28 protein-coding genes are annotated in these 24,996 nt (G+C 70.3%); 14 read left to right on the top strand and 14 right to left on the bottom strand.

What is annotated here, in order from left to right; all coding sequences use genetic code 11:
- Positions 1-39: 39 nt before the first annotated feature.
- Positions 40-615, bottom strand: a complete 576-nt coding sequence (locus BM362_RS09685) for a TetR/AcrR family transcriptional regulator (protein WP_067580721.1) — start codon at positions 613-615, stop codon at positions 40-42.
- 63 nt (positions 616-678) lie between these two features.
- Between BM362_RS09685 and BM362_RS09680 the strand changes: the two genes are divergently transcribed.
- Complete coding sequence (locus BM362_RS09680) at positions 679-1,503, top strand: LLM class F420-dependent oxidoreductase (protein WP_093572886.1); 825 nt, start codon at positions 679-681, stop codon at positions 1,501-1,503.
- Positions 1,504-1,564: 61 nt separating this feature from the next.
- Here BM362_RS09680 and BM362_RS09675 read toward each other — a convergent pair whose 3' ends face one another.
- Positions 1,565-2,872: a lipase family protein gene (locus BM362_RS09675; protein ID WP_093572885.1), complete on the bottom strand. Its 1,308-nt coding sequence runs from the start codon at positions 2,870-2,872 to the stop codon at positions 1,565-1,567.
- 88 nt (positions 2,873-2,960) lie between these two features.
- Between BM362_RS09675 and BM362_RS48775 the strand changes: the two genes are divergently transcribed.
- The 8 genes from BM362_RS48775 (at position 2,961) to BM362_RS09635 (ending at position 9,719) form a co-directional block, all read left to right on the top strand.
- The gene (locus BM362_RS48775; protein ID WP_244287097.1) at positions 2,961-3,365 is read left to right on the top strand and encodes a RidA family protein; all 405 of its coding nucleotides are present in this window, start codon (positions 2,961-2,963) and stop codon (positions 3,363-3,365) included.
- Positions 3,366-3,416: 51 nt separating this feature from the next.
- On the top strand, positions 3,417-3,761 hold the full coding sequence (locus BM362_RS09665; RefSeq protein WP_338080316.1) for a PadR family transcriptional regulator: 345 nt from the start codon (positions 3,417-3,419) through the stop codon (positions 3,759-3,761).
- A 76-nt stretch (positions 3,762-3,837) separates the two neighbouring features.
- The gene (locus BM362_RS09660) at positions 3,838-4,794 is read left to right on the top strand and encodes a hypothetical protein (protein ID WP_093572884.1); all 957 of its coding nucleotides are present in this window, start codon (positions 3,838-3,840) and stop codon (positions 4,792-4,794) included.
- Positions 4,795-4,816: 22 nt separating this feature from the next.
- Positions 4,817-6,544 carry an ArnT family glycosyltransferase gene (locus BM362_RS09655; protein WP_093572883.1) on the top strand — a complete coding sequence of 576 codons (1,728 nt, stop codon included), beginning with the start codon at positions 4,817-4,819 and terminating at the stop codon, positions 6,542-6,544.
- 79 nt (positions 6,545-6,623) lie between these two features.
- Entirely contained in the window at positions 6,624-7,361 is a 738-nt protein-coding gene (locus tag BM362_RS09650) for an IclR family transcriptional regulator (protein WP_067580735.1), read from the top strand.
- Positions 7,362-7,450: 89 nt separating this feature from the next.
- On the top strand, positions 7,451-8,431 hold the full coding sequence (locus BM362_RS09645; RefSeq protein ID WP_093572882.1) for a thiamine pyrophosphate-dependent dehydrogenase E1 component subunit alpha: 981 nt from the start codon (positions 7,451-7,453) through the stop codon (positions 8,429-8,431).
- A gap of 23 nt (positions 8,432-8,454) precedes the next feature.
- The gene (locus tag BM362_RS09640; RefSeq protein WP_093572881.1) at positions 8,455-9,489 is read left to right on the top strand and encodes an alpha-ketoacid dehydrogenase subunit beta; all 1,035 of its coding nucleotides are present in this window, start codon (positions 8,455-8,457) and stop codon (positions 9,487-9,489) included.
- The gene (locus BM362_RS09635; protein ID WP_067580742.1) at positions 9,486-9,719 is read left to right on the top strand and encodes a biotin/lipoyl-containing protein; all 234 of its coding nucleotides are present in this window, start codon (positions 9,486-9,488) and stop codon (positions 9,717-9,719) included. Before BM362_RS09640 ends, BM362_RS09635 begins: the two co-directional genes overlap by 4 nt.
- A 46-nt stretch (positions 9,720-9,765) precedes the next feature.
- Here the strand turns inward: BM362_RS09635 and BM362_RS09630 are convergent, their stop codons facing one another.
- On the bottom strand, positions 9,766-10,245 hold the full coding sequence (locus tag BM362_RS09630) for a carboxymuconolactone decarboxylase family protein (protein WP_067581267.1): 480 nt from the start codon (positions 10,243-10,245) through the stop codon (positions 9,766-9,768).
- A 183-nt stretch (positions 10,246-10,428) separates the two neighbouring features.
- Between BM362_RS09630 and BM362_RS09625 the strand changes: the two genes are divergently transcribed.
- Entirely contained in the window at positions 10,429-11,397 is a 969-nt protein-coding gene (locus tag BM362_RS09625) for an EamA family transporter (RefSeq protein ID WP_093572880.1), read from the top strand.
- Here the strand turns inward: BM362_RS09625 and BM362_RS09620 are convergent.
- Positions 11,372-11,848 carry a (2Fe-2S)-binding protein gene (locus tag BM362_RS09620; protein WP_067580747.1) on the bottom strand — a complete coding sequence of 159 codons (477 nt, stop codon included), beginning with the start codon at positions 11,846-11,848 and terminating at the stop codon, positions 11,372-11,374. The genes BM362_RS09625 and BM362_RS09620 overlap by 26 nt on opposite strands.
- A gap of 8 nt (positions 11,849-11,856) precedes the next feature.
- The gene (locus BM362_RS09615) at positions 11,857-14,193 is read right to left on the bottom strand and encodes a molybdopterin cofactor-binding domain-containing protein (RefSeq protein ID WP_093572879.1); all 2,337 of its coding nucleotides are present in this window, start codon (positions 14,191-14,193) and stop codon (positions 11,857-11,859) included.
- Between the two features lie 184 nt (positions 14,194-14,377).
- Between BM362_RS09615 and BM362_RS09610 the strand changes: the two genes are divergently transcribed.
- Positions 14,378-15,997, top strand: a complete 1,620-nt coding sequence (locus BM362_RS09610) for a sigma-54-dependent Fis family transcriptional regulator (protein WP_067581269.1) — start codon at positions 14,378-14,380, stop codon at positions 15,995-15,997.
- Here the strand turns inward: BM362_RS09610 and BM362_RS09605 are convergent.
- Positions 15,994-16,548: an SDR family NAD(P)-dependent oxidoreductase gene (locus tag BM362_RS09605; protein ID WP_157904882.1), complete on the bottom strand. Its 555-nt coding sequence runs from the start codon at positions 16,546-16,548 to the stop codon at positions 15,994-15,996. The two genes, BM362_RS09610 and BM362_RS09605, sit on opposite strands and share 4 nt — an antisense overlap.
- A gap of 210 nt (positions 16,549-16,758) precedes the next feature.
- On the opposite strand from BM362_RS09605, the gene BM362_RS46800 reads away from it, so the two are divergent.
- Positions 16,759-16,938 (top strand): hypothetical protein, encoded by a 180-nt coding sequence (locus BM362_RS46800; protein ID WP_067580755.1) that lies wholly within the window; start codon positions 16,759-16,761, stop codon positions 16,936-16,938.
- Positions 16,939-16,992: 54 nt separating this feature from the next.
- Here BM362_RS46800 and BM362_RS09600 read toward each other — a convergent pair whose 3' ends face one another.
- Both BM362_RS09600 and BM362_RS09595 read right to left on the bottom strand, forming a co-directional pair.
- Complete coding sequence (locus BM362_RS09600; RefSeq protein ID WP_093572877.1) at positions 16,993-17,478, bottom strand: hypothetical protein; 486 nt, start codon at positions 17,476-17,478, stop codon at positions 16,993-16,995.
- Positions 17,475-18,503: a DNA polymerase III subunit beta family protein gene (locus BM362_RS09595; RefSeq protein WP_208865152.1), complete on the bottom strand. Its 1,029-nt coding sequence runs from the start codon at positions 18,501-18,503 to the stop codon at positions 17,475-17,477. Before BM362_RS09595 ends, BM362_RS09600 begins: the two co-directional genes overlap by 4 nt.
- 78 nt (positions 18,504-18,581) lie before the next feature.
- Between BM362_RS09595 and BM362_RS09590 the strand changes: the two genes are divergently transcribed.
- Positions 18,582-19,919 carry an aminotransferase class I/II-fold pyridoxal phosphate-dependent enzyme gene (locus BM362_RS09590; protein ID WP_093572875.1) on the top strand — a complete coding sequence of 446 codons (1,338 nt, stop codon included), beginning with the start codon at positions 18,582-18,584 and terminating at the stop codon, positions 19,917-19,919.
- A gap of 88 nt (positions 19,920-20,007) precedes the next feature.
- Here the strand turns inward: BM362_RS09590 and BM362_RS09585 are convergent, their stop codons facing one another.
- From BM362_RS09585 to BM362_RS09555, 6 genes are all read right to left on the bottom strand, one after another.
- Entirely contained in the window at positions 20,008-20,268 is a 261-nt protein-coding gene (locus BM362_RS09585) for a VOC family protein (protein WP_244287096.1), read from the bottom strand.
- Positions 20,269-20,292: 24 nt separating this feature from the next.
- Positions 20,293-21,723 (bottom strand): pyridoxal phosphate-dependent decarboxylase family protein, encoded by a 1,431-nt coding sequence (locus tag BM362_RS09580; protein ID WP_067580762.1) that lies wholly within the window; start codon positions 21,721-21,723, stop codon positions 20,293-20,295.
- Positions 21,724-22,012: 289 nt separating this feature from the next.
- Positions 22,013-22,207: a hypothetical protein gene (locus BM362_RS09570; protein WP_093572873.1), complete on the bottom strand. Its 195-nt coding sequence runs from the start codon at positions 22,205-22,207 to the stop codon at positions 22,013-22,015.
- A 15-nt stretch (positions 22,208-22,222) separates the two neighbouring features.
- Positions 22,223-22,627, bottom strand: a complete 405-nt coding sequence (locus tag BM362_RS09565) for a hypothetical protein (RefSeq protein WP_093572872.1) — start codon at positions 22,625-22,627, stop codon at positions 22,223-22,225.
- The gene (locus BM362_RS09560) at positions 22,600-23,313 is read right to left on the bottom strand and encodes a CatB-related O-acetyltransferase (RefSeq protein WP_425285693.1); all 714 of its coding nucleotides are present in this window, start codon (positions 23,311-23,313) and stop codon (positions 22,600-22,602) included. The genes BM362_RS09565 and BM362_RS09560 overlap by 28 nt, the downstream gene beginning before the upstream one ends.
- Before the next feature lie 270 nt (positions 23,314-23,583).
- On the bottom strand, positions 23,584-24,213 hold the full coding sequence (locus BM362_RS09555) for a DUF5701 family protein (protein ID WP_067580764.1): 630 nt from the start codon (positions 24,211-24,213) through the stop codon (positions 23,584-23,586).
- A 93-nt stretch (positions 24,214-24,306) separates the two neighbouring features.
- On the opposite strand from BM362_RS09555, the gene BM362_RS09550 reads away from it, so the two are divergent.
- Positions 24,307-24,936: a TetR/AcrR family transcriptional regulator gene (locus BM362_RS09550; RefSeq protein WP_067580766.1), complete on the top strand. Its 630-nt coding sequence runs from the start codon at positions 24,307-24,309 to the stop codon at positions 24,934-24,936.
- Positions 24,937-24,996: the final 60 nt, after the last annotated feature.

The following is a 24,996-nucleotide window of genomic DNA, read 5'->3' as shown; positions in this document are numbered from 1 at the left end:
CGGCTGATTCGCTGGCCGGCGAGGAAAAGCCCGGTTCGCTCAGCCCGCGGGCAAGGGTTTTCCGGTGGGCAGCGCGGAAGCCGCGGCCGGGGAAAGGCCATCGAGCAGCAGGGCGAGATAGCGGCGCCAGTGCGCGCCCGCGACCGCGGTGACCATGGTGATCAGGCAGGGGAGATCTTCGAGCGTCAGGTCCGCGCGCGCCGCGCCGGATTCCTGTGCGCGGGACAGCACCTCGCCGAACGTCCCCAGATGCCGCCCGGCGATCTCGGCGGCGAGTGCGTTGCCGTTGACCAGCGCGAGGATCCCCGGGTGCTCGCGAAACGCCTCGACCCCGCTCTCCAGCACGATTTCCAGCGCCCGCCGCGGATCCTGCTCGGCAGCGACCCGACGGCGGATCGGCTCCACCTGTTCGGCGAAGTAGTCTTCGAGCACCGCGGTCAGCAGGTCGTCTTTGGCAGGGAAATGCCGATACAGCGTGCGCGCGCTGACCCCCGCGGCCTGCGCGACCTTGTCGAGCCAGACCTCGCCGCTGCCTTGGACGGCCGTGCGGGCCGCGGCGAGGATCGCGCGCCGGTTGTGCTGGGCGTCGGCTCGCGGGCGTTCGGTTCGGGGCACGGCGTCACGCTAGCACCGCCGAGATAAGTGTCATACGACTGACATTTAGGCTACGGTGGTCGCATGGACCACGGAATCGTCACCTTCCTCACCGACTACGGCATCGCCCCCGTGCGGCTTGGGAAGGCGGTGGAGGAGCGCGGGTTCGGCTCGCTGTTCCTCACCGAACACACGCACATCCCGGCCAGCCGGCTCACCCCGTACCCGGTGGGCGCGGCGGAACCGCGACCGCTGCCGCGGCATTACTCGCACACCTTCGACCCGTTCACCGCACTCGCCGCCATCGCGGCCGGCACCGAGCGGATCGGGCTCGGCACCGCGGTGTCGCTGGTGAGCCAGCATCACCCGATCACGCTGGCCAAACAGGCGGCGAGCGTCGACGTGCTGTCCGGCGGCCGGTTCGAACTCGGGGTCGGCCCGGGCTGGAACGCCGAGGAAATGGCCAACCACGGCGTCGATCCGGCGCGTCCGCTCGCGCGCATGCTCGAACACGTCGCCGCCGTCCGGACTATGTGGACCGAGGACGAACCGGAGTTCCACGGCGAGTTCGTCGACTTCGACCCGATCTGGTCGTGGCCCAAACCCGCGCGTCCGCTGCCCGTGCTGATCGGCGGGGTCGGGGTGAAGGTGCTGGACCGGGTCCTCAGCCACGGCGACGGCTGGCTTCCGCTGCCGCTGTACCCGATCGGCTTCCTGCGCGCGCGGATCACGGAACTGCGCGAGCGAGCAGGGCGTCCGGTGCCGGTGACCTTGTACGGGGCGGATCCGGAGAAGCTCGCGGACTACGCGGAGGCAGGGGTCGATCGGGTGCTGTTCGAACTTGAGGACCACGAGGAGCCCGGCGACGTGTTGCGCCAGCTCGATCGGCTGGCGGAGTTGGCCTCGTGAGCGGCTCTCCCGGTGAGAACCGGGAGAGCCGCTCACGAGGCCGGACCGAGCCGCCGCCGCTTCAGGAGCCGGTGTGCTGCTCCGGCGCCAGCGAGTTCCCCGCCGGGATGTGCCCGCAGCTGGACGGCGCGGCCTTGCCCGCGAACCGGTCGCCGAGCCAGGCGATCGCGGCCGGTGCCCACGCCGGGACGGCGGTGGCGTGGCTGAGTGCGTCGTACTGCGTGTACTTGATCGAGGTGTTTCCGGTGCCGCAGTACTGATTCGCGAGCGCGCGGACGTCCCCGGCCACCATCACGCCGTCGCCGCCGCCGATGCCCGGTTCGTTGCTGACGGTGCCTTCGAGCGCGCCGTTGCCGGCCTGCGCGATGAACCCGGGAATCGAGGGCGTCGCCGCCGAGCCGATGTTCACCTTGTTGACCGCGTCGACGTACGGAGCCACCGAGTTCGGGTTCGCATACTCCGGCTTGACCAGCTTCTGCCAGGTCAGCCCGGGGTAGCGGCCGAGCGCGTTGACGATCGACGCGTGCTCGAGCTCGGCGAGCACCTTGAGGCCGTACTCGCTGGCGTACGGCTTGAGGTCGATGCCGTAGCTGCGCGAGACGCCGATCAGCGCCATCGGGATCACGCCGGACCAGACCGGGCTGCCGCTGACGTACTTGAGGTTGTGCGCGGGGTCGACGAGCACCCCGCCCTCGGCGAACCCGACGAGGTTCTTCTCGACCTCCGGCGCGTAGCTTCCGGCGATCGCCGACGCCCAGCCGGTCGCGATCGCGCCGCCGGAATAGCCGAGGAGGCCGATTTTGGTGGATTCGGTCATTCCGGTGCCGGACGCGTGCGTCGCCGCGCGGATCGAGTCCAAAGTGGTCTTGCCGTATTCCGGACCCGCCGCGAAATCGGCACTCGGGCCTTCGGTGTCCGGGATGACGACGCTGTACCCGAGCGCGAGCGCCGGTGCGATGAGCAGCGACTCGGCGTTCGGCAGCACGCCGCCGAGCCGGACGTCGCCCGCGATCGCGCGGGACGGTGCGTCCGCGGGATCGAGCGAGTCGTACGCGGACTGGTACGAGACGGCTTTTCCGGTGTTGCTCAAGGGATTGCGGACGACTGAGGTGACGTTCGCGGTGGCATTGCCCTGTGCGTCGGCGGTCCGGTAGAGCAGCTGCGTGGCTCGCACCGGAGTGGGGAAGCCGAAAACGTGATAGGTCAATGTCCGGCTTTTCAGGACGGTGCCCGGAGCGTAGGACGAGAGCGGGGTGCTGCCGTCGTAGCTGTAGAAGGAATCGGCCGAAGCCGCGGCGGGCAGCGCGACGGCGGACGTGATCGCGAGAGCGGCGGCGGCGATCAGCGCACGGACGGGTTTCCGGATCATGACTCCCCTTTGAACCATGAAGTGGATCACGACTGGCGAGTAACTTACCAGCGAGTAGGTATCCGCACAACTACGGAAGGTGCGGGCAGTGCTGGTGCCGAGGGCTCAGGCCGGCCCGGCGCGGGCGGCGGCGATCGCGGTGGCGCGCTGGTGCAACGCGGCGCGCAATGCTTGCGGCGCAAAAACTTCCGCGGCTGTGGCGGGCTCCCACAGTGCCCGTTCGGCGTGCCGGGAATCCTGGAAAGCCGCCTCCGGGCGAAGCCGTCCGTCCGGGCCGATCTCGCCGAGCTTCGACGACCTGGAAGCGGTGCTCGCCGAAACGGGCATGGCACTGGAGAACCTGGTCCGGCTCAACGTCTACCCGACCGGCGCCGGCCCGCTTTTCCGGCGCCACGGCACCCTCCCCGCGTCGACCACGATGCTCGGCGTGCCCCGGCTGGCGATCCCGGCGCTGCTGGTCGAACTGGAGGGGACCGCGGTCGCTGACCGGTAGGTTCTTTGCTTCGCCCACCCGCATATATCGCGACGTGATATATATGGACGGGTGACCGAACGAGGCATGTCGGAGCAGGTCTTCCTGATCCTCACCGCGCTCGCCGACGAGCCGAAACACGGCTACGGCATCGTCCAGGCCGTCGAGAAGCTGTCCGAAAACCGGGTCCGCCTGCGGGTCGGCACGCTGTACGGCGTGCTGGACCGGCTGGTCGCGGACGGATGGGCGGAACGGGACAGGGAAGAGGTCCACCAGGGCCGGCTCCGTCGGTACTACCGGCTGACCGACCTCGGCGGCCGTACTTTGGCCGAGCAGTCCCGGCGGCTGGCCGCGAACGCCGCTGCCGCCGAGTCAGTCTTGCGGGCGCGGGGCTGGGCGCTCGGGGGTGGGGCATGAGCGCTCCCGGGTTTCGGTGCGCTCGGTTGGCCGAGCAGTCCCGGCGGCTGGCGGCGAATGTTCCGGAGGTAGCGGTATGACCGCGCCGGAGCTGCAGTACCGCCGGATGGTGCGGCTTCTTCCCCGCTGGTACCGCGCCGACCGCGAGGACGAAATGGTCGGCACCCTGCTGGACGCGCGGGAAGCCGGTCGCCTCGCGGAAGGGCGCGAACTGCTCGCGATGCTGGGGCTGGGGCTGCGCGCCCGGCTGGCCGCTGGCTCAGCACCGGCGCGCGTGGTCGCTTTCGGTGACACCGTTCGGCTGGTGGCCCTGCTCGGGCTCCTCTGGGGAGTGATGAAGGGCGTCGTCTCCCTCGGCCACGACGTGTGCGATGTGCTCGGCTACCCGCGGACGCATGGTCTGTATTCCTTCGCCGCTGAGGGCACTCTGTCGCTTTACTCGTTCCCGTCGGTCCAGCAGCTTGGGCAGGACGTCGCGCTGGTCGCCGCCGCGGCCGTACCGCTCGCGCTCCTTTTCGCCGGACGGCGCCGAGCCGCGCGGGGCGTTGCCGGGGTCGTGCTGGTCGCCGGGTTCGCGGCGTTCCTGTACCAGTATTCTTTCAGTTTCAGCCCTGATCTGCTTGGCTATTTCGTTCCGCAATGGCTGCCGCTGCCGCTCCTGATCGCCGGATTCCATCTCGGCGCGCCGCCGCCGTCCGCGCGAAAATGGCGGATCGCGTTGACCGGAGTCGCGGTTTCCGGGTTTTACTTCGGTTCCTTCGCCGAGTCGGATCTGCGCGGGCTGTCCTGGTTCGCGTGGGCGGCAGCGCTCGTCATTCCCGCCTATTTCGCATTCCGGCGACGTTCGCCGGTGTGGTCGTTCTCGCTCGCGGTGTGTTGTTCGCTGGTCCTGGTCCAGCCGCTTGTCCTCCTCGCGACCATGGCCGCGGGCGCCTTCGAGCCGATGGATCTGGTGCAGGTCTTCCTGGTGGGCGCGGGCATCGCAGCGCTGACCGCGGCCGGAATCATCGACTACCGCCGTCAAATCGCATAGCGCTCTTTTCGCAAGGAGTTTCATGGACACCATGCCAAGGGCGCTTCCGCGCGCCGTAAATCAGCCCGATTCCGCATTCGGGAACGGCCGAAGAAATAGCTGGATAATCGCGGGGTCGGTCCTTCTGGTCACCATTATCGGCTACGTCACCCGCTGGATCTGCGACGACGCGCTGATCTTCACCAGGATCGTCGAGCAAATCCTCGCCGGAAACGGTCCGGTCTACAACCTCGGCGAACGAGCCGAGGCTTCCACGAGCACGCTGTGGCAATGGTTGCTGGCGTTCGCCGGATTCGTGTTCGGCCAGTCGGACACCTCGGCGCTGTCCTGGATGCTCGGCCTCCTGCTCACCGGCGCCGGCTTCGGCTTCGCGGTCAGCGCGACGATCCGGTTGCACGGCGGGCGCGTCGCGGCGATGGTGCCGTGCGGCGTCCTCGTGCTGCTGGGTGTGCGGCCGGTGTGGCAGTACGCGACGTCCGGGCTGGAGACCGGACTGAACACCTTCTGGATGGCGCTCTGCTGGTGGCTGCTCGTGCGCTTTCGAGGCAGTACGTCGGCCAAACCCGTTGTCGCAGCAGCGTTCACGATGGGGTTAGGCCCGCTGGTGCGTCCAGAACAAGCGCTGGTTGCGGCGGTATTCCTGGTATCGCTGTGGCTGGTGACAAAGCCGAACTGGCGAGTCGTCCTCGCCGCGGTCGCGGCCGCCGGGGCGCTGCCGGTCGGCTACGAGATCTTCCGCATGGGCTTCTACGGCATCCTCGTGCCGATGCCCGCACTCACCAAGAACGCGAGCGAATCCTTCTGGGGACGCGGATTCGGCTACGTCGGCGATTTCGTGGACCCGTACCTGCTGTGGTTGCCGCTGGTCCTCTGCACCGTCCTGCTCGCCGGGGTCCTCCGGCGGCACAGCACCGATCGGATCGTCACGCTCACCCCGGTGGTCGCCGGCGTGCTGTCGCTGGGCTACCTGCTGAAGGTCGGCGGCGACTACATGCACGCGCGCATGGTGCTGCCGATCTTCTTCCTGCTGATGCTGCCGGTACTGGTGCTCCCGGCGGCGAAGAACACTCGCGTGATCGGCACCGTCCTGCTCGCGTGGGCGGTTCTCTGCGCCAGCATCGGCCAGTTCGTCCCGCGAGACAGCAGACTCGTCGACGACGAGCGCGGCTACTACCACGCGTGGACCGGCAAGATGTATCCCACCGAGTCGGCGGACTTCACCCCGAAGATGACCTATCTCAAGGACGCCGCAAGGCCGGACACCCTGACCTACGGAGATCCGCGGGAGCGGGTCCTCACCGCACGGTTGCGTGCGGACGTCCCGTCGAGGTCCATGATCATCGGGGTGTATCTGGGGACGGTCGGGGTCCTGTCGCCGGTGGACGTTGGCGTCGTCGACTTCTGGGGCCTGGCCAACCCGATCGGCGCGCGGTTCGAATTCCCGACGGTGAAACCGGGCCATTCGAAACCGCTGAGCAACGCCTGGCTGCTGGCGGATTACGCGGACCCGTCGGCACCGGTTCTCAGCCCGGGCAACTTCGTCCTGCGCGCGGACATCACCGCCGACCAGGTCGCCGCCGCCCGGCACGCGTTGAGCTGCGGAGACCTGGCGGAGATCCAGCGATCCACGCGCGAGCCGCTGTCGCCGGGCCGGTTCTGGGCCAACCTCACCGGAGCTGTGCACCGGACCGGGGTGACCGTCCCGCCGGACCCGTTCGTCGCGGAACGGACCTTCTGCGGCGGCCCGTGATCCCTCCGGTGGAACTGCTCTTGCCCAGGTCAGAGCGGTAGCGCATGCTGGAGTCCGCAGCGACGCGGAGGTGAGGGGAATGGCGGCTGAGCCGACCTTGATCGGGTCCGTGCAGCGCGCGCTGCACCTGCTCGACGCGGTCGGCGCGAGCGAGCGGCCGGTGCCGGCCAAGGTGCTCGCCCGCACGGTCGGGCTGCCGCTGCCCACGACGTACCACCTGCTGCGCACCCTCGTCCACGAGGGATACCTCTGCAAACTCGACGACGGCTACGCGCTCGGCAGCCAGGTCAGCGGACTGCGCCAGCACACGTCGCTGCACGCGCTGCTGCCGAAGATCCGCCCGGTGCTGCGAGCCCTGCGCGACGAGGTGCACGGCGCGGCCTATCTCTCGCTCTACTCCGACGGCGACATCAAGCTCATCGACATCGCCGACGGCCCGGCCGCCCCGTCGGTCGACCTGTGGGTCGGCGTGCACGAATCGGCGCACGCGACGGCGTTCGGCAAGTGCATCCTGTCCGGCCTCGACAGCGAGGGCCGCCGGGACTACCTGTCGCGGCATCGGCTGGCGGATCTCACGCCGCACACGATCACCGACAGCCGGGTGCTGGAGCAGCGGTTGTCGCAGAGCGGGGATGTGTTCAACGATCGCGAGGAGTATCTGCTCGGTACTGCGTGCTTGGCGACGACGGTCCGCACACCGGGCGCGTTGGGCGCGGTAGCGATCTCGTTGCCCGCGCGGCGGTTGGGTTCGGCGCCGTCGCAGTCGTTGCGTCGAGCCGCCCAACGGGTGTCTCGCGCCCTGGCCGTCACACCGTGAACCGGGCCGTTATCACCATCTGAAATCCCGCCCGTTGTCCGGCGGGCCGCGCCCGGTGAAAGTGGCCTCCAGAGCGAACGGGAGGTCCCATGGAAGCGCAGGACAGGCTGGACCTGTACCGCACGATGGTTCTGATCCGCACCTACGAGGAGGCCATCCTCCGCGAGTACCACGCCGACAAGAAACCCGTCTTCGACATCGGTGCCGGCCTCGTTCCCGGCGAGATGCACCTGTCCGCGGGGCAGGAACCGGTGGCGGCGGGCGTCTGCGCGCATCTCACCGCCGCCGACGCGGTCACCGCGACGCACCGGCCGCATCATTTCGCCATCGCGCACGGCGTCGACCTGAACCGGATGACCGCGGAGATCTTCGGCCGGACAACGGGACTCGGCAGGGGCCGCGGCGGGCATATGCATCTGTTCGACCCCGCCGTGCACTTCTCCTGCTCCGGCATCATCGCCGAGGGCTACCCGCCCGCGCTCGGGCAGGCGCTCGCGTTCCAGCGCAGCGGGACGGACCGGGTCGCCGTCGCGGTCACCGGCGAGGGCGCGGCGAACCAGGGGGCGTTCCACGAATCGCTCAACCTCGCGGCGTTGTGGCAGCTGCCGGTGGTCTTCCTGGTGGAGGACAACGACTGGGGCATCTCGGTGCCGCGCAGCGCGTCCACGTGCGTCACGTCGAACGCGGACCGCGCCGCCGGGTACGGGATTCCGGGCGTGCGCGTCGAGGACAACTCGGTCGAGGCGGTTCACGAAGCGGCGGGCAAGGCCGTCGCGCGGGCTCGCGCCGGGGAAGGGCCGAGCCTGATCGAGGTGCACACGTTACGGCTGTGGGGGCATTTCGAGGGCGACGCACAGGGCTATCGGTCTGATTTGGACGGTGTACCGGGCCGAGATCCATTGCCTACCTACGAGAACCAGCTGCGCGCCGACGGCGATCTCGACGACGCGAAGGTCGCCGGGTTCCAGGCGGCGGCGGGCGAGCGAGTCGAAGCGGCGATCGCTTTCGCCAAAGAGAGCCCCGAGCCGGACCCCGCCACCGCGCTGGAATTCGTGTTCGCGCGAGCCTGACGACACAGCGAGGAGAAGCAGCAATGACGCTCACCGAACCCTCCGCGCCCGCCGGGCGGAAACTCAGCACCGCGAAGGCCATGGTCGAGGCCATCGCCCAGGAAATGGACCGCGACGAGCGGGTGTTCGTGCTCGGCGAGGACGTCGGGTCCTACGGCGGGATCTTCAGCTCCACCACGGGATTGCTCGACCGGTTCGGCCCGCGCCGGGTGCTCGACACCCCGATCTCCGAGACCGCCTTCATCGGCACCGCGATCGGAGCGGCGGTCGAGGGCCTGCGGCCGGTCGTCGAGCTGATGTTCGTCGACTTCTTCGGCGTCTGCATGGACCAGATCTACAACCACATGGCGAAAATCCACTACGAATCCGGCGGTGCCGTGTCCGTGCCGATGGTGCTGACCGCGGCGGTCGGCGGCGGATATTCGGACGGGGCGCAGCATTCCCAGTGCCTGTGGGGAACGTTCGCGCACCTGCCCGGGATGAAGGTCGTCGTGCCGAGCAATCCCGCCGATGCCAAGGGATTGATGACCGCCGCGATCCGCGACGACAACCCGGTGGTGTACCTGTTCCACAAGGGAGTCATGGGCTTGCCGTGGATGGCGAAGAACCGCCGGTCGATCGGTCCGGTGCCGGAAGGCGACCACGAGGTCCCGATCGGCAAGGCGAATGTCGTGCGCCCGGGCAGCGACGTCACCGTCGTGACGCTGTCGCTGTCAGTGCACCACGCCCTCGACGTCGCCGGCGATCTCGCCGGACAGGGCGTCGACTGCGAGGTCGTGGACCTGCGCAGCCTGGTCCCGCTGGACACCGAGACGATTCTCGATTCGGTCGGCAAAACCGGCCGGTTGCTCGTGGTCGACGAGGACTACCTGTCGTTCGGCCTGTCCGGCGAGGTGATCGCCCGCGTGGTGGAGCGGGATCCGGGCCTGCTGCGTGCCCCAGCCGCGCGCGTAGCGGTGCCGGACGTGCCGATTCCGTACGCGCGTCCGCTGGAGTACGCGGTGCTGCCGACGCCGGCACGGATCCGGCAGGCCGTCCTCGACCTGGTGGGCGCATGACCGAAGTTCTGTTCCCCGTCCTGTCCGAAACCGACCCGGCCGGCGAGGGGGTCCTCGCCACCTGGTTCGCGACGGACGGCGCGACCGTCCGCGAGGGCGAGCTGATCGCGGAGGTCGCGGTGGACAAGGTCGACGCGGAGGTCCCGGCTCCGGCTTCCGGCGTGGTGCGGTTTCTGGCGGGGGAGGGCGAGGTGGTGAAGCAGGGCGCGCCGATCGCCCGCATCGAGTGAGCGCACGGGCCGCCGCCGGTGCCCGGCGGCGGTCCGTGCGCACGCCTCAGCCGGCGTTCGCGACCTGGCCCGGCTGGTACAGCCCGGCAGGCGTGCGCACGATGACGTTCATCCGGTTGGCCGCGTTGATCAGGCCGATCAGGACGACCAGCACGGCGAGCTGGTCGTCGTCGTAGTGCTCGCGCGCCTGCGCCCACGTCTCGTCGGAAACGTCGCCGGCGTCCGCGATCCGGGTGCCCTCCTCGGTCAGCGCGAGCGCGGCCCGCTCGGCGGGGGTGAACACGCTCGCCTCGCGCCAGGCGGCGACCAGGTGGAGCCGCTCCGCGGTCTCGCCGGCCGCGGTGGCGTCCTTGGTGTGCATGTCGGTGCAGAAGCCGCAGCCGTTGATCTGGCTGGCGCGCAGCGAAACCAGTTCCTGCGTCGCCCTCGGCAGCGACGAGTTGTGCACCAGCATGCTCAGCCCGGCGAACCGCTTGCCGATCGACTTGCCGAGGTCGTTGTTCATCAGGTCGAAGCGTGCGCTCATCGGATCCTCCAGTGTGGTGAAGCGGATGCCCATGAGATGCCGGCCGCCCGCCGGATGTGACAACCCTGGCTGTGACCCGCGTCGCACCCGCCCGGTCCGCTGCGATGCCAGAGGTTCGTTCCCCTCACGGCCTTTCCGGAAAACCGGTGGCCGCGGTGGCGGGGAGGGACGCAGAATGCGGGCATGACCGGCCAGGGCGGTATCGCGCGGGCGACCGGGCTGAGCCTGGTCTCCTGGGTGCTGTTCGCGAGTTCCGGTCCGCTCGCCAAGGCGGTGCTGGACGCGGGCTGGAGCCCGGCCGCGGTCACCGCGGTGCGGATCGGTCTCGCCGCGGTGCTGCTGACGCCCGGCGTCGCACTGCTGCGGCCGCGGGCGCTGCGGTTCCGGCGCGGGGAACTGTGGCTGCCGCTCGGTTACGGCCTGCTCGGCGTCGCGGGCGTGCAACTGTTCTTTTTCGTTGCGGTGTCCCGGATTCCGGTCGCGGTGGCGATGGTGCTGGTGAACCTGTCGCCGGTGCTGGTCGCGCTGTGGGCGCGCGTGGTCCGGCGGACGCGGCTGCCGGCGGCGGTGTGGCTGGGCATCGCGCTGGCGATCGCCGGGCTGGTGCTGATCGCCGGTCCCGGCCCCGGGGCGAAGCTGGACTTCCTCGGCGTCGCGGCCGGACTGGCGTCGGCGGTCTGTTCCGCCGGGTACTTCCTGCTCGGCGAACGCGGGGCGCGGCGGCACGATCCGCTCGGGATGACCGCCGCGGGGCTGGCGATCGGCGCGGTGGCGACCATTGCGATCAGTCCATTGTGGACTCTTGAGGTCGCGTCGGGCCCGGTGGCGCTTGGCGGCGCGACGATCCCGGTCTGGCTGGCCCTGGCGATCCTGGCCGTCTTCGGCACCGTGCTGCCGTATCTGGCGGGACTGCACGCCCTCGGCGGGTTGCCGGTGACGCTGGCCGGATTGCTGGCGCTGGCCGAACCGCTGGTCGCGGCCGTGCTCGCGGGGGTGCTGCTGGGGCAGGCGCTGGGGCCGGGGCAACTGCTGGGGGCGGTGATGCTGCTCGGCGGCGGGGCAGGGACAGCGCGGGGTCTCGTGAGTGTTCATCCCGGTTCTCACCGGGATGAACACTCACGAGTGCCTACATCCTCGCCGCCCCCGCCTTAATCGCCTCGCGAATCCGGGAGTAGGTCCCGCAACGGCAGACGTTGCGGATCTCGTCCAGGTCGGCGTCGTTGATCTCGCGACCCTTCGCCTTGGCCTCCTTGACCTTCGCGACCGCCGCCATGATCTGGCCGGGCTGGCAGTAGCCGCACTGCGCGACGTCGTTGTCCAGCCAGGCTTCCTGCATCGGGTGCAGGTCGGCCTTCACGGTGTCCGGCAGGCCCTCGATCGTGGTGATCTCGTCAGTGGCCTTGATGTCGGCCACCCGCACCGAACACGGGTTGAACGCCTTGCCGTTGAAGTGCGACGTGCAGGCCTTGCACACGTTGATGCCGCAGCCGTACTTCGGGCCGCGGACGCCGAGCACGTCGCGCAGGACCCACAGGAGCCGCACGTTGTCGTCGACGTCGACCGACACCGGCTTCCCGTTGAGGATGAAGGTGTGCTTGCTCATCGTGCTCCTCAGTAGGTGTGGCTCAGGCCGTCGGTCGGCGATTCGGGAACGGGCGGGACGAACGACTTGACCTCGAAGCCGATCGGGTCGTCGTGGTTGATCGGGAACCGCTTCGGGACCTTCCCGGTCGCGCGGGCGTACGCGCACGCGACGGCCGCGACGGAGCAGGCGACGCCCGCCTCGCCCGCGCCGCCCGGCTGCTGCCCGTTGGAGGGCATCGCGATCGCGGTGAAGTCCTGCGGGATGTTCCACTGCCGGGTGTAGAAGTAGTTGTCCCAGCTGGCTTCCAGGAAGTGCCCGTCCTTCAGGTGGACACTGCTGGTCAGCGCCAGTGCCAGCCCGTCGGCGAAACCGCCCATGATCTGCGCCTCGATGCCGCGCGGGTTGATCACGAGCCCGGCGTCGAGGGCGATGACCGCCTTCGTCACGCGCGGGCCGCCGACGCCGTCGCGGATCTTGCGGTTGACCGTCTCCGGGCGGCAGTCGATCTCCACCAGGCAGGCGCTCGCGCCCTTGTATTCCTTGTGGATCGCGATGCCCTGCGCGGTGCCCGGGGCCATCTTCTTGCCCCAGCCGCCGACCTCGGCGACCTTGCGCAGGACGCCCTTCACCTTGTCGTTCTTGAGGTATTCCAGCCGGAAGTCCAGCGGGTCCTTGCCCATCGCCCTGGCGAGGATGTCCACCATCAGCTCGTTGGCGCAGCCGACGTCGGGCGAGTAGACGTTGCGCATCGAGCCGGTGTTGAACCGCTGGTCGGTCTCGGTGAGCGTCTGGTCGACGACGCCGAAGTTGTACGGCATTTCCTGGCTCAGCACGAAAACCGCCTCGGCCACGCCGAGGTTGCCCAGCCCGGTCGGCAGTTTCGTGGCGACCGAGGTGAGCATTTCGCCGAGCCCGTGCCGGAACGACGTCTCGACCGAGGTGTGCCGTTGCTCGAAGGTGAGCACCTGGCCGGCGAGCACGGTGGCCCGCATCCGCGACGTGGCCATCGGGTGCAGCCGTCCCTGCCGCGGCTCGTCGGCGCGGTGCCACATCAGCCGCACCGGTTTGCCGAACGCCTTCGACGCCTGCGCCGCTTCGATCGCGTGGTTGCCGAACAGCTTGTGGCCGAAGGAACCGCCGCCGGTGATGACGTGCACCTTCACCTTGCCCTGCGGCAATCCGATCGCCTGCGCGACCTCGCCTTGGGAGACGATCGGCGACTTCAGCCCGGCCCAGATCTCGGCGCTGCCGTCCCGGACGTCGGCGACCGCGCAGTAGGGCTCCAGCGCGGCGCTTGAGCGGAACATGAACTCGAAGTCCGCCTCGACCGTCTTGGCCAGCACCGGAACCTTCGGCACGGCCAGCGGAAGCTCGGCCCGGCGCAGGTTGGCGAGCACGGTTTCGTCGTTCTCGCCCTCGACGCTGCCGGGGCCCCAGTCGACCTGCAGCGCGCGCACGCCGTCGATGCACTGGCCGAACGTCTCCGCGCGGACCGCGACCCCGGTCGGGATGATCGCGACGTCGGTGACGCCGGGCAGCTTCAGCACGTCGGCCTTGTTGCGGACGGCCTTCGGCGTGCCGTTGAGCGTCGGCGGACGGCAGATCATCGTCGGCAGCGCACCGGGGACGTCGAGGTCCATCGCGAACTGCTTCTTGCCGGTCACGATGTCGAGCGCGTCGAGCCGGGTCTGCGGCTTGCCGAGCACCTTGAACTCGCCGGAGCCCTTGAGCTTGCTCGGGTCCAGCCGCACCTGCTTGGTGGTGCTGGACGCTGCCTTCGCCGCCAGTTCGCCGTAGGTCGCGGACTTGCCGTTCGGCGCGGTGACGACACCGGCCTTGACGATGAACCGCTCGGCGGTGCCGCCGAGCAGGATGACGGCCGCTTCGAGCAGCTGCTGCTTGGCGATCGCGGCGGCGACGCGGATCGGCGTGTAGGTCGAGACCGTGGTGTTCGACCCGCCGGTGAGCTGGTTGAACAGCAGTTCCGGACGCGCCGGGGCGAGCGTGACGTGCACCTTCTCGACCGGGAGGTCCAGTTCCTCGGCGATGATCATCGCGGTCGAGGTGGTGATCCCCTGGCCGACTTCGGCGCGCGGGATCTCGAACGAGGCGCTGCCGTCCTTGTTGATGGTGACGGTGATCAGCTGCGACGTCGGGAGCCCGGCGTCGGTGAGCGCGTCGTTGAGGTCATACAGCTCGGGCGGCTGCGGAACCGACGGGATCGACGCCGCCGCGGGGGTGGAGAGCCCGACGTCCGCGGCCACGACGAGGGTCCCGGCCGCGACGACGTACCCGAGGAACCCGCGCCGGGAAACGCCCGGGCGCTCCTTCCCGGTGTCCGGCTCGGAGTGACTGAGAGTCACGTTGCCTCCCCTTTCGAGGGAACGAGAGCGTGCCGGATCGCATCACGTGCACGCAGGTGGTGGTGGGCAACCACCTTGCCGGGTGAACTGGGCGCCAATTGTTCAACTTCTGTACAGCGTCAGCGGAGAGCGATGGTTATGGTCCTCCGCGTCACCAACGAAGGTGGAGATCCGCGTGAGCTCGATGACGTCCTCGCGCAGCGCGACGCTGCGGGAACCGATCGCCCAGTCCTGGCGCCGTGCCTCGCTCGCCGGTCTGCGGCCCGAAACGGCGCTGTGCGACCTGCGGTCCGCGGAAGTGGACCCGGCCAGCCGGCTGCTGCTCGCGGCCGCGCCGGTGCTGGAGGACCTCGACGACCGCCTCGCCGGAACAGCCATGTCCACGGTGCTCGTCGACCACGACGGCCGGATCGCGCACCGGTGGAGCGCCGACCGTGCCGCCGAGGACTGCTTCGAGCGGCTGGGCCTCGAAGTCGGCACCTGCCTGCTGGAAGACGCGATCGGGACGAACGGCCCGGGCACCGCGCTGGAAACCCGGTCGAGCATCGTGGTGCACGGGGCGGAGCACTACGCCGAGGCGCTGCGCGGGTTCAGCTGTTACGGGCACCCGATTTTCCATCCGGTCACGCGCAGGCTGGAGGGCGCGCTCGACATCACGCTGCTGGCCGCCGAGGCGAATCCGCTGCTCGCACCGCTGGTCGCGAAGGCTGTCGAGGACATCGAGCGGCAGCTGCTGGAAGGCAGCCGGGTGTCCGAACGGTCGCTGCTGGCCGCCTTCCAGGCAGCGTCCCGCCCGACCCGGCCGGTGGTCGCGATCGGCCCGGACCTGTTGCTGTGCAACCAAGCCGCCGCGGATCTGCTGGAGGGCGCGGACGTCGCGCTGCTGTGGAACCTGGCCGGCGAGGCAAGCGGACCGTCCGAACTGGAGACCGAACTGCGCTCCGGTCAGCGCGCCCGGGTCCGGGCCGAACCGGTGCCCGGCGCTCGGGGCGGGGTGCTGGTCGAAATCCGCCCGCTGGCCGCGACCGAGGTCCGGCGGACGCGGCGGCTCGTCGCTGCCGCGCCCGGTCCGGTGACCGGGCACGTGCACATCTCGGGCCCGCCCGGGACCGGCCGCACCACCGAGGCCCGGCTGCGGGTGCCCGAGGAACCGTGCACCACGTTGACCGGCGCGGAAGCGGTGCTCGGCGGGTCGGCAGCCTGGGCCGCGAAGTTCACCGCCGCCGTCGAGACCGGCACCGGCAGCATTTGCGTCGACGGCGCGGACCAGCTGCCCGCCGAACTGGTCGGCCTGGTCGCCACCCATGCCGCCCGAGGTGTCGGCCCGCACCTCGTGCTGACCACTGGCCCACGCGAGGGACTGACCGGCCCGGAGCGGGCGCTGATCGCGTCGTGCGGGGAGAACACCGAGCTGCTGCCGTTGGCGCACCGGGCGGACTTTCCCGAGGTCGCGGCCCGAATGCTGGCCGAACTCGGGGCCGCGCGCACGCACAACATCACGCCCGGCGCGCTGCGGATCCTCGGCTCGTACGACTGGCCGGGGAACCTGCCTGAACTGCGCGGCGTGCTGAGCCAGGCGATCCGCAAACGGTCGGCGGGCGCGATCGGCCCGGGGGACCTGCCGCCCGCGCTGGTGGCCGATGCTTCGGGGCACGAGCTGGCGCCGATCGAACGGGCGGAACGGAACGCGATCGTCGCGGCATTGCGGTCGGCTGGCGGGAACAAGGTGCGAGCGGCGAGCACGCTGGGGATTTCGCGGACGACGTTGTACGCGCGGATGCGGGCGTTGAAGGTGCCGGGTTAGCGGAAGTCGCCGGGGGACTGCCCGGTCCATCGGCGAAACGCTCGCCGGAACGCGCTGGCCTCGGAAAAACCCAGGCGCTGCGCCAATTCCTCGATGGATTCGCCGCCGCGGCCGAGACTGGCGATCGCGGCGTCCCGCCGGACCGCCGGCAGCGCACGCCGCAGCAGTTCCGCGTGCGCGAGATGGTTGATCCCGACGATCTCCTCCACCCCGAACGCGCCGATCCGATGCGCCGGACCCGGACCGAACGCGCCGGCGACGACACCAGCGTTCAGCACGAGCGCGTCCAGCCGCGGCACCGCGCCGAGCCGGTCGCCGGCGCTCGCGATCGACGTCCGGTCGGCGAGGTCCAGGGGGAGGAACTCGTGCTGCCGCGGGTTCGGGAGCGCGGAAACCGCCGCGTGGCCCCGGGATTCCGAGCGGCCGAGGACCAGCACCCGGGCACCCAGTTCGGCAGGTTGCGCGGCGGCGAAGAAACCGATCCCGGAGGTGGCCCCGGTGATCGCGACGGTCTGGCCGTCGATCCGCTCGGGGTGCACTGCTTTCGGCACAGCAGCGACGCTACGTTCGCCGCCAGGACCCGGGTTAGCGGATTCCGGGACCGGTCCGCGCATTCCACAAAGGACTTCTGTCAGCGCCTTCCGGCAAGCGCGATCAGCCGGCCGGCGACCAGGTCGATGTCGGCTTCGGTGGTGCGGTAGTTCGCGCCGCACGCGCGGATCGCGGTCCGCCCGCGCCGCCGCGCCGGACCCAGCAGCGCAGTGCCTCAGCTGCACCCTCGGTACCACGGCCGGCAAAGCCTGGGCCGTGGATGCCGCAACGCGGGGACGGAGGACGGAAAACGCTCGGTCACCGTGTTCATCGACACGGCGGACTATTCGAAGGCCCAGTCGGACCGGATGGACGCGATCGTGGGCGCACTGGTCCGCGACATCCGGTAACCCTCCGGGCGGTCGCGGCGTCCCCAGCGCGGCAACCGCCCGGACCCCATCCGGCTATCCGGCCCCCGGCGCTGTAGCGCGTCGTTCGGTGGACCGGCGTTCGATGGCTTCCGCGACCCCGTCGATCGCCTGTCGGATCATCGCGCCGTATCCGTCCTCGGCCAGCGCGTCCTGGCGGTTTCGCGCGGCCGCGAGCTGTTCCGCCGCCGCGGAGAACGAGCCCAGGCGGCGGAAGTTGTCGGCCAAGTTCAGGTGCAGTGACGGGTAGCAGCCCGCGATCCGAAGCCCGGCGTCGTGGGCCTGGACGTGCTCGTCGGTGACTGCCGCGGCGGCGTCCAGGGCTCTGACATCCCAGACCAGCGCCTCCGCCGGGTCAGCGAACAGATCTGCCTGGTAGTGCGCGAGAACGCAGCGGCAGAACGGATCCCCGCCCGGTCCTAGTTCGTCCCACAGCTCCTGCAGACGCGTCCGCGCGGCGTCCGTCGCGCCCGTTCTGCCCTGGGCGACCGCGGCGGTGATCTCGGCCATCGTGTCCGTCATCCGGCAGTTCCTTTCACTGGCATGGCAAGGGTGGTCAGGTCGCCGTCGTCGGCGGAGCGCACGACGACGGGCAGGTGCGGGCCCGCGACGTCCAGCATCACGTCCGGGCCGACGGCGGTGCTGATCGCCGGGTGCAGCGTGCTCACGGCGAAGGAGAGCGAGATCGGCGGGCCGGTGACGTTCGCGGGGATTGCTTCGGTGCCGGCTGTGACCGCGGCGGCGGAGAGGTTCAGCTGGATCTGCGGGGTGGATTGGCGCTCCAGGCATGCCACGAGCGCGTTGCGCGAGATCACCGCCCGCGTAAGGACTTCCGGCAGAGACGCGAGCATCAGGCGGTAGTCGGGGAAGTCGTCGGTCAGCGTGCGGCAGGTTCGTACGGTGTCGCCTTGGAAGCAGATCTCGTCGGCGCGGAGGCTCAGGTGCAGTTCGTGCTGACGGCGCGTCCACGACATTGCTAGCCGCAGGTCGTCGGCGTCTACGGTCGCGGTCCAGGTGGACGAGCTTGGTTCGGCTGGGACCAGCGTGCGGGTCGAGAGGCGGTACCGGTCGGTGGCGGTGAGCACGATCGCCTCAGGGGAGACCTCCAGGTGCACGCCATTCAGCACGGGGAGGTCCTGCGTCGTCGCGGTCAGCACCTGCTCGGCGGCGGCGGTGAAGACCGGGCCGGTGAGCCGGACCGGCGGTGCCGGTGCCGCGGAGCCTAGTGCGGCCTTCACCGCCGCAGCGGTTTCCCGGGCCCGCTGTACCTGAGATACCAACCCGGCGACGTGGTCATCGACGATCCGCGAAGCTTCGGCTGGGCCGGCGGCCAGGGCCGCGCTGACCCGTTCCAGGGGCAGGCCGATCTCTCGCAACTGCCGGACGAGCAGGGCGGCCGAGATCTGGCCGGGGGAGTAATAGCGGTAGCCGGATTCCTCGTCGACCCGGATCGGTCGCACGAGGCCGGAATCGGCGTAGAAGCGCAGCGCGCTGGCGGTGAGGCCGCAGCGGCGGGCGAACGCTCCGATGGTCAGCAGGTCGGGCACTTGCCCATCATCAGGCTTCAAGCGGCTTGAAGGTCAACCCGCGCCACTGTGCCCACGGGATTGTGCTAGTACAGACGAATGAGTGACCCGATCGAGGAGGCGGCGCTGTCCGGTGGGACGGCCGCCGAGATCGCGCTGTCGGTCGAGGGAGCCATCTCCGCCGGACGGCTCGCGGCCGGCGCGCGGCTGCCCACCGTGCGCGAACTCGCCGCGCGGCTCGCGGTGAGCCCGGCGACCGTCAACGCCGCCTACCGGACACTGCGCAACCGCGGTCTGGTCGCGGCCGCTGGCCGCGCGGGGACTCGTGTGCTGGAACGAACCGCGCCGACGAACCGGGCGCTCGGCGCACCGGTCGGGCCGGGCGTGCGGGACCTTGCCGACGGCAACCCCGACCCCGCGCTGCTCCCGCAGTTGCGGCCCGCGCTCGCCAAGCTGTCCGGAAGGCAGTGGCTCTACGGCGAATCTGGCGCTCTGCCGGCGCTCCTGGACTGGTTCCGGGTCGATTTCGGACGCGACGGTCTCGCTGCCGAGCACCTCGCGGTCGCTGGCGGCGCGATGGACGCCATCGAGCGGGTGCTGCAAGCGCACCTGTGGCCCGGTGATGCGGTGATCGTCGAGGACCCGGCCTTCGGCGGCGTCTTGGACCTCGTGTCCGCGCTGGGACTGCGCCCGATCGCGGTGCCGGTCGACGACGACGGCCTGCGCGCCGACCTCCTGCGACGCGCGCTCGAACAGCGTCCGGCGGCGTGTGTTCTCACGCCGCGAGCGCAGAACCCGACCGGTGCCGCGCTCAGCCCGCAGCGTGCTGCCGAACTGCGGAAAGCGTTCCAGCACCGCGAAAACGTCCTGCTGATCGAGGACGACCACGCTGCCGCCGTCGCTGGCACGGAACCGGAAACCGTGGGCGGGAAGGGGGAGTTCCGGCACTGGGCGGTGATCCGGTCGGTGACCAAGTATCTCGGCCCGGACCTGCGGCTGAGCGTCGTGAGCGGCGACCAGCTCACCGTGGACCGGGTGCTCCGGCGACAGCAGGTCGGGGCGGGCTGGGCAAGCCGTCTTCTCCAGGAGCTGGCCGTGACCCTTCTCCTCGACCCGGCGACGCCCAAGCTGCTCGCCACGGCCCGCGAGACTTACCGCGAACGGCGGCGCGTCCTCGCGGATGCGTTGGGACGACGGGGAATCGCGCTGTCCGGCCGGTCCGGTTTCAACGGCTGGATCCCGACGCCTGCCGAGGGCGCGGTGGCGCAGGCGCTCCTCGCGCGAGGCTGGGCAGTGCGGACCGGGGAGGCGTTCCGGACCAACGTTCCGCCGGGCCTGCGGGTGACCTTCGCGAACCTGTCACCTGCGGAAGCGGAGGACTTCGCGGCGACGCTGCACTCGATTCTGCAGGGCGACGGACGCGGCTACCCGGCCTGAGCGCTCGCTTGCCCGGCGACCAGCCAGCACAGACAGAAGGGGTGTCCGGCCGGGAAGTCGTCCCCGGACGGGTTTCCTTCGGCCTGCTTCAGCGCGGTGGCACCGAGCGCCATGACCTGGTGGCGGGCTTCGGCGAAGTCCTCGACCCCAGGTCGGGGTGCACCTGCTGCCAGGCCGGCCCGTCCGGCCACTCCGGCGGGACGTGGGCGGGGGCGAGCTGCGGCGCGCCGTCCACGGTGACCAGATGCCAATCGCTGCTCGCCTCCAGCTGGCCGCCGAGCATGCTGGCCCAGAACGCGCTCTCCGCGGCGGGATCCGCCGCGGCAAAGGCGACGACCTGGTACTTCACCCGCGGCCAGGCGCCACATCGCGCTCAGACCCGGTCCAGAAGCTCTCGCAGCCGCGCGATGTCCTCGGTTCGCGTACGCCAGCTGATCACGCACATCCGCACCGCCGGCCGTCCCGCGACGCGGACCGGGCTCACCCACGCGGAGCCGGTGGCGTTGACCCGATCCGCGAGATCGCTGTGCCACCGCCAGGATTCCGCCGGATCGGCCGGTGCGTCCGCACGCGTCGCGCACACGATCGGCAGCGGCGTGTCGTTGAGGGCGAGCCAACCCGCGCCAGTGAGCTGGTCCCGCAAAACCTGCCCGAGCGCCGCGTCGTGCTCGATCTGGTCGCGGTAACCGGAAATCCCGTACGCCAGCAAGCTCAGCCACAGCTTCAGCCCGGTGAACCGCCGCGACCACTGAGCGCTCGTCGTGTACGGATCGGCGGTGTCGTCCACCCGGCCCGGCATGTACGAGGTCGACACGGTGAACGACGAACTCAGCTCGGCCCGGTCGCGGGTGAAGAACATTCCCGCGCCCATCGGCACCGACAGCCATTTGTGCGCGTCGACGGTGATCGTGTCCGCGCGTTCGATCCCGGTCAGGACGCCGCGCAGCCGATCCGACAGGCAGACGGCTCCGCCCCAGGCGGCGTCCACATGGAACCGCAGCCCGGCTTCGTGCGCGAGATGGGCGATGCGCGGCAACGGGTCGATCATTCCCGCCCCGGTGGTCCCGGCCGTGGCGACGACGAGAAACGGCGCTTTGCCGTCCCGCCGGTCTTCGGCGAGCAAGGCTTCGAGCGCGGCGACGTCCATCCGGCCGCTCGCCTCGGAAGGCACCAGACGGCACGCGTCGCGGCCGAGCCCGGTCGCGTGGGCGATTTTCAGCCAGGCCAGGTGGGAATCCGCACCGGCGTAGAACACCGGCGCGGCGTCGAGGGCGCGCAGGCCGCCGGTGCTGTACTCGGGAAACGCGCGGGTGAGCGCGGTCAGCACCGCGGTCGCGTTGGCCTCCGCGCCGCCGCTGGTGAAGTGACCGCCCGCACTGGCCGGCAGGCCGAGCCGTCCGGAAAACAGATCGATGCACCGCTGTTCCGCCTCGACCGCGAACGGTGCGTGACTCCACGCGGCGAGCTGCGGGTTCACCGCCGCGGTGATGAGGTCTCCGGCGACGCCAGCCCAGGTCGCGGCCGGGTTGAACAGCCCGAAATACCCCGGGTGGTCGGTGTGCACGGTCCAGCGATCGAGCGCGGCGAGCACCTCCGGGACGGCCTGGGCCAGGTCTTCCGGCTTCTCCAGCGGATACCTCCCGAGCCAGGCGCGGATCTCCGCCGCGTCAGCGGTCGCCGGGCTCGCCGGGCGTTCCGGCCGCGTGCGCCACCCCTCGACCAGCTGATCCACTACACCGTGCAGCAGCTTTGCCGCCGATTCCGCGTCCGTCGCGACCCCGCCGCGGTCCTGCCCGTCCGCCATCAGCTACTCCCAGATTGTGCTAGTACATAACTTGTTTTGTGCTAGGTTGAGGCGAGGCTAGGTGGGTCCGAGCGGGGCCGCAAGAAAGCAATTCCGGCCAGTCCTGGCCCGATTCGTGCGCTAGGCCAGAGCGAGCGCGTCGTCGATCGTGGCGTCCAGGAACGCGAGGGTGTCGCGCCGCCGCGCCAAGGGATTTCGGTAGCTGCGACGCCCTTCCGCGCCTCCGGTGCGCAAACTCAAGCTCTCCGCGACGATGCGCTGCCATCGCGCGTCGAATTCCCGTGCCGCATTATCGCCCCGCACCGCATTTGGACGTCAGTTCCCCGGTCGCCACCAGATGGTGCAGGCGGCTTACCCCGAGCACCGCCCACACCGGGAACAACGGGCTCATCCCGAGCGCGAGCGACAGCGCCCCGGTGCGCCGGTTCTTCTCCCACCACGGCCGCCAGTAGCTGCTCAGGTTGTCGACAGTGAACGCGCGCAAGGCATCCTGATCCGCCTAAACGTCCACATCGGACGGTTCCGGGCCGCGCACCGCGATCCCGCGGGTGGCGAGTTCGCAGAACGTCACCGGGTTGAGGCCGTCCCGGCCCGCCGCGGCGAACCGGCTTTCCTGCGCGCACGGAACGTCCGGACAGTCGTCGGGCCCGGCGGCGAGGTCGGCCCAGGTGAGCACGGAGCCGTCGAAACGCGGCTTCGGAAACCGGGCGACGGTGGTGGCATGAGCCTGCGCCAGCGCGGATATCCCACCCGGACCCGGACGCCGCTCGGCGACCGCGACGAAATCGATGTCGCTGGCCGTGCTCAGCCGTCCGCGCCCGGCGCCGCGGGCGTGGAAGTCGCCGAAGCAGACCGAGCCGACCAGGTAGAAACCGGTCAGCAGCCCGGGTTCGGCTCGGTCCACTGTGGACAGGAACAGCGCGGTGCTTCGGCGGGCTTCCTCGGGTATCTCACTCGGCACGCCTGCCACGTTACCGAGCTACGCGAGTTCGGCGGCGGCCTTCGCCAGGTCGTCGACGCTGCCGGCCATGACCGTGCGGACGCGCTTCGTGAGGTGGTCCAGCGGCCAGTCCACCACGCGATCGCCAGCAGCCGCTCGACATCCTCGTCGCGGTAGCGGCGGCGGATCAGCTTGGCCGGATTGCCGCCGGCGATGCCGTAGTCCGGCACGTCGTCGACCACGACCGCCCCGGACGCGACGATCGCGCCGTGCCCGATGCGGACCCCCCCCGGCATGACCATCGCCCGGTAGCCGAGCCAGACGTCGTTGCCCAGCACCGTGTCGCCGCGGCCGGGCAGGCCGGTGATGGCGTCGAAGTGCCCGGCCCAGTCGCCGCCCATGATCGGGAACGGGAACGTCGACGGCCCGTCCATCCGGTGGTTCGCGCCGTTCATGATGAACCGCACGCCCTCGCCGAGCGCGCAGTACTTGCCGATCACGAGCTTCTCCGGCCCGTAGTGGTACAGCACGGTGCGGGTCTCGAAGGCGGTCGGCTCGTCCGGGTCGTCGTAATAGGAGAACTCGCCGACGTCGATCAGCGGCGAGGTGACCAGTGGTTTCAGCAGCACCACTCGCGGCTGTCCGGGCATCGGGTGCAGGACGTTCGGGCCGGGGAAATGGGTGCTCTCCTCGCGGTGTCGGGTTCGGCGGCGGTTCCCGGCAGGGTGCCGGTCGCTTCCTTGGCATCGGCGGGTGGCGGGGTGCTGTGGCGTTGGCCGCGGGGTGACGGGGTGCTGTGGTGTTGGCTGCGGGGTGACAGGCTCAGCGGCGGGTGGCGGGGTGCTGTGGTGTTGGCTGCGGGGTGACGGGCTCAGCGGCGGGTGGCGGGGTGCTGTGGTGTTGGCTGCGGGGTGACGGGCTCAGCGGCGGGCGGCGGCGGACCCGAAACCCAGCCAGGTGTGCCGGTTGCCCCACCAGCACCACCCGACCTTGGGGGCGTTGCGGCGCTCGCTGCCGTCGCGGCCGGTGCCGTTGCTGATCCACAGCGCCGGCGTGCGGGCGTCGAACTTGCCGTTCTCCTTGCGCAGCCGGGAGCCGATGGTCATGAAGCAATGATTGCGTTCGAGTGCCGACGGCTGCTGCAGCACCCAGTGAATCCCCTCGGTGAGCAGCAGCGGACTGCGCCCGGCCTTGGTGATCGCGGGCAGGGCTTCCTCGGGGCTCCAGTTCGCCATCTCGTCGCCGCGGTCGATTCCGGTGACGAGGTACAGCGGCGCGCCGGGCAGGTCGACGTCGCGCGGTGCGAACTGGTCGACGTCGGGCATGTCGGTGACGACGAACCCGGCCTTTCCTTCACGGCGGAGCAGCGGCGGGAGCGCCGACGCGGGTGCCCGGTCCGGGTGGACCGCCAGCAGCGCGCCGTCCGCGGCACTGTGCTCGGCGGCGAAAGCACGCAGGTCATCGGCGGAAAGCTGGGCGATCTCGGGCACTTCCAGCGTGATGAGGCGCTCCGCCTGGTCCGCGAGCGACGGAAGGGCAGCGATCGACAAATGGTTCTCCTTCGGGCTATATTTACGTCGGTAGTAAAAGTATGCCGAGGTTATAGACGGGTGTCAAGGTAAATTTACGTCGGAGGTAAGTTTTTGAGGGATGTGGGCCTGCGGGAAGCCAAGAAGCAGGAGACGCGCCGGCTGATCTCCGGCCACGCGACGCGGCTGTTCCTGGAACAGGGCTTCGAGGAGACGACGATCGCCGAGGTCGCGGCGGCCGCGCGGGTCGCGAAGAAGACGGTCACCAACTACTTCGCCCGCAAGGAGGACTTGGCCCTCGACCATCAGGACGAGTTCGTCGCGACCCTGGCGGCCGCGGTGTCGTCGCGCGAACCGGGGGAGTCGGCGCTCGCGGCGTTGCGGCGGGCGTTCGAGGCGGCGGTCGCGGCGAAGGACCCGGTCGCCGGGTTCGCCGGGCTGGAGTTCAGCCGGATGATCGCCGAGAGCCCCACGTTGTCCGCGTGCCTGCGCGGTCTGCACGAACAGCGGGAACGGGCGTTGGCGCAGGCACTGGCGGACGCGGTGGGCAGCCCCCGATCGGACATCACCGTCCGGACGGCGGCCGCGGTGCTGGGGGCGGTGCACCACAGCCTGTTCCAGCGGATCGAGGAGCTGACGCTGGCCGGACGGCCCGTCGACGAGGTCGCGGAGACGGTCGCGGCGGAGGCGGCGCGGGCGTTCGACCTGCTGGAACCTTCCCTTGGGGGCTACGCGGTGGCATAACTGAGGTCCGTCCGGAGAAATTTCCCCGTGCTGTCGATCCGAGCACACCCCGATCGTCGC

The sequence above is a fragment of the Amycolatopsis rubida genome (assembly GCF_900115345.1).
GTDB classification, from domain to species: domain Bacteria; phylum Actinomycetota; class Actinomycetes; order Mycobacteriales; family Pseudonocardiaceae; genus Amycolatopsis; species Amycolatopsis rubida.
Note: the sequence above shows the minus strand (reverse complement) of the source record. Positions and strands in the feature narration are given on the sequence as shown.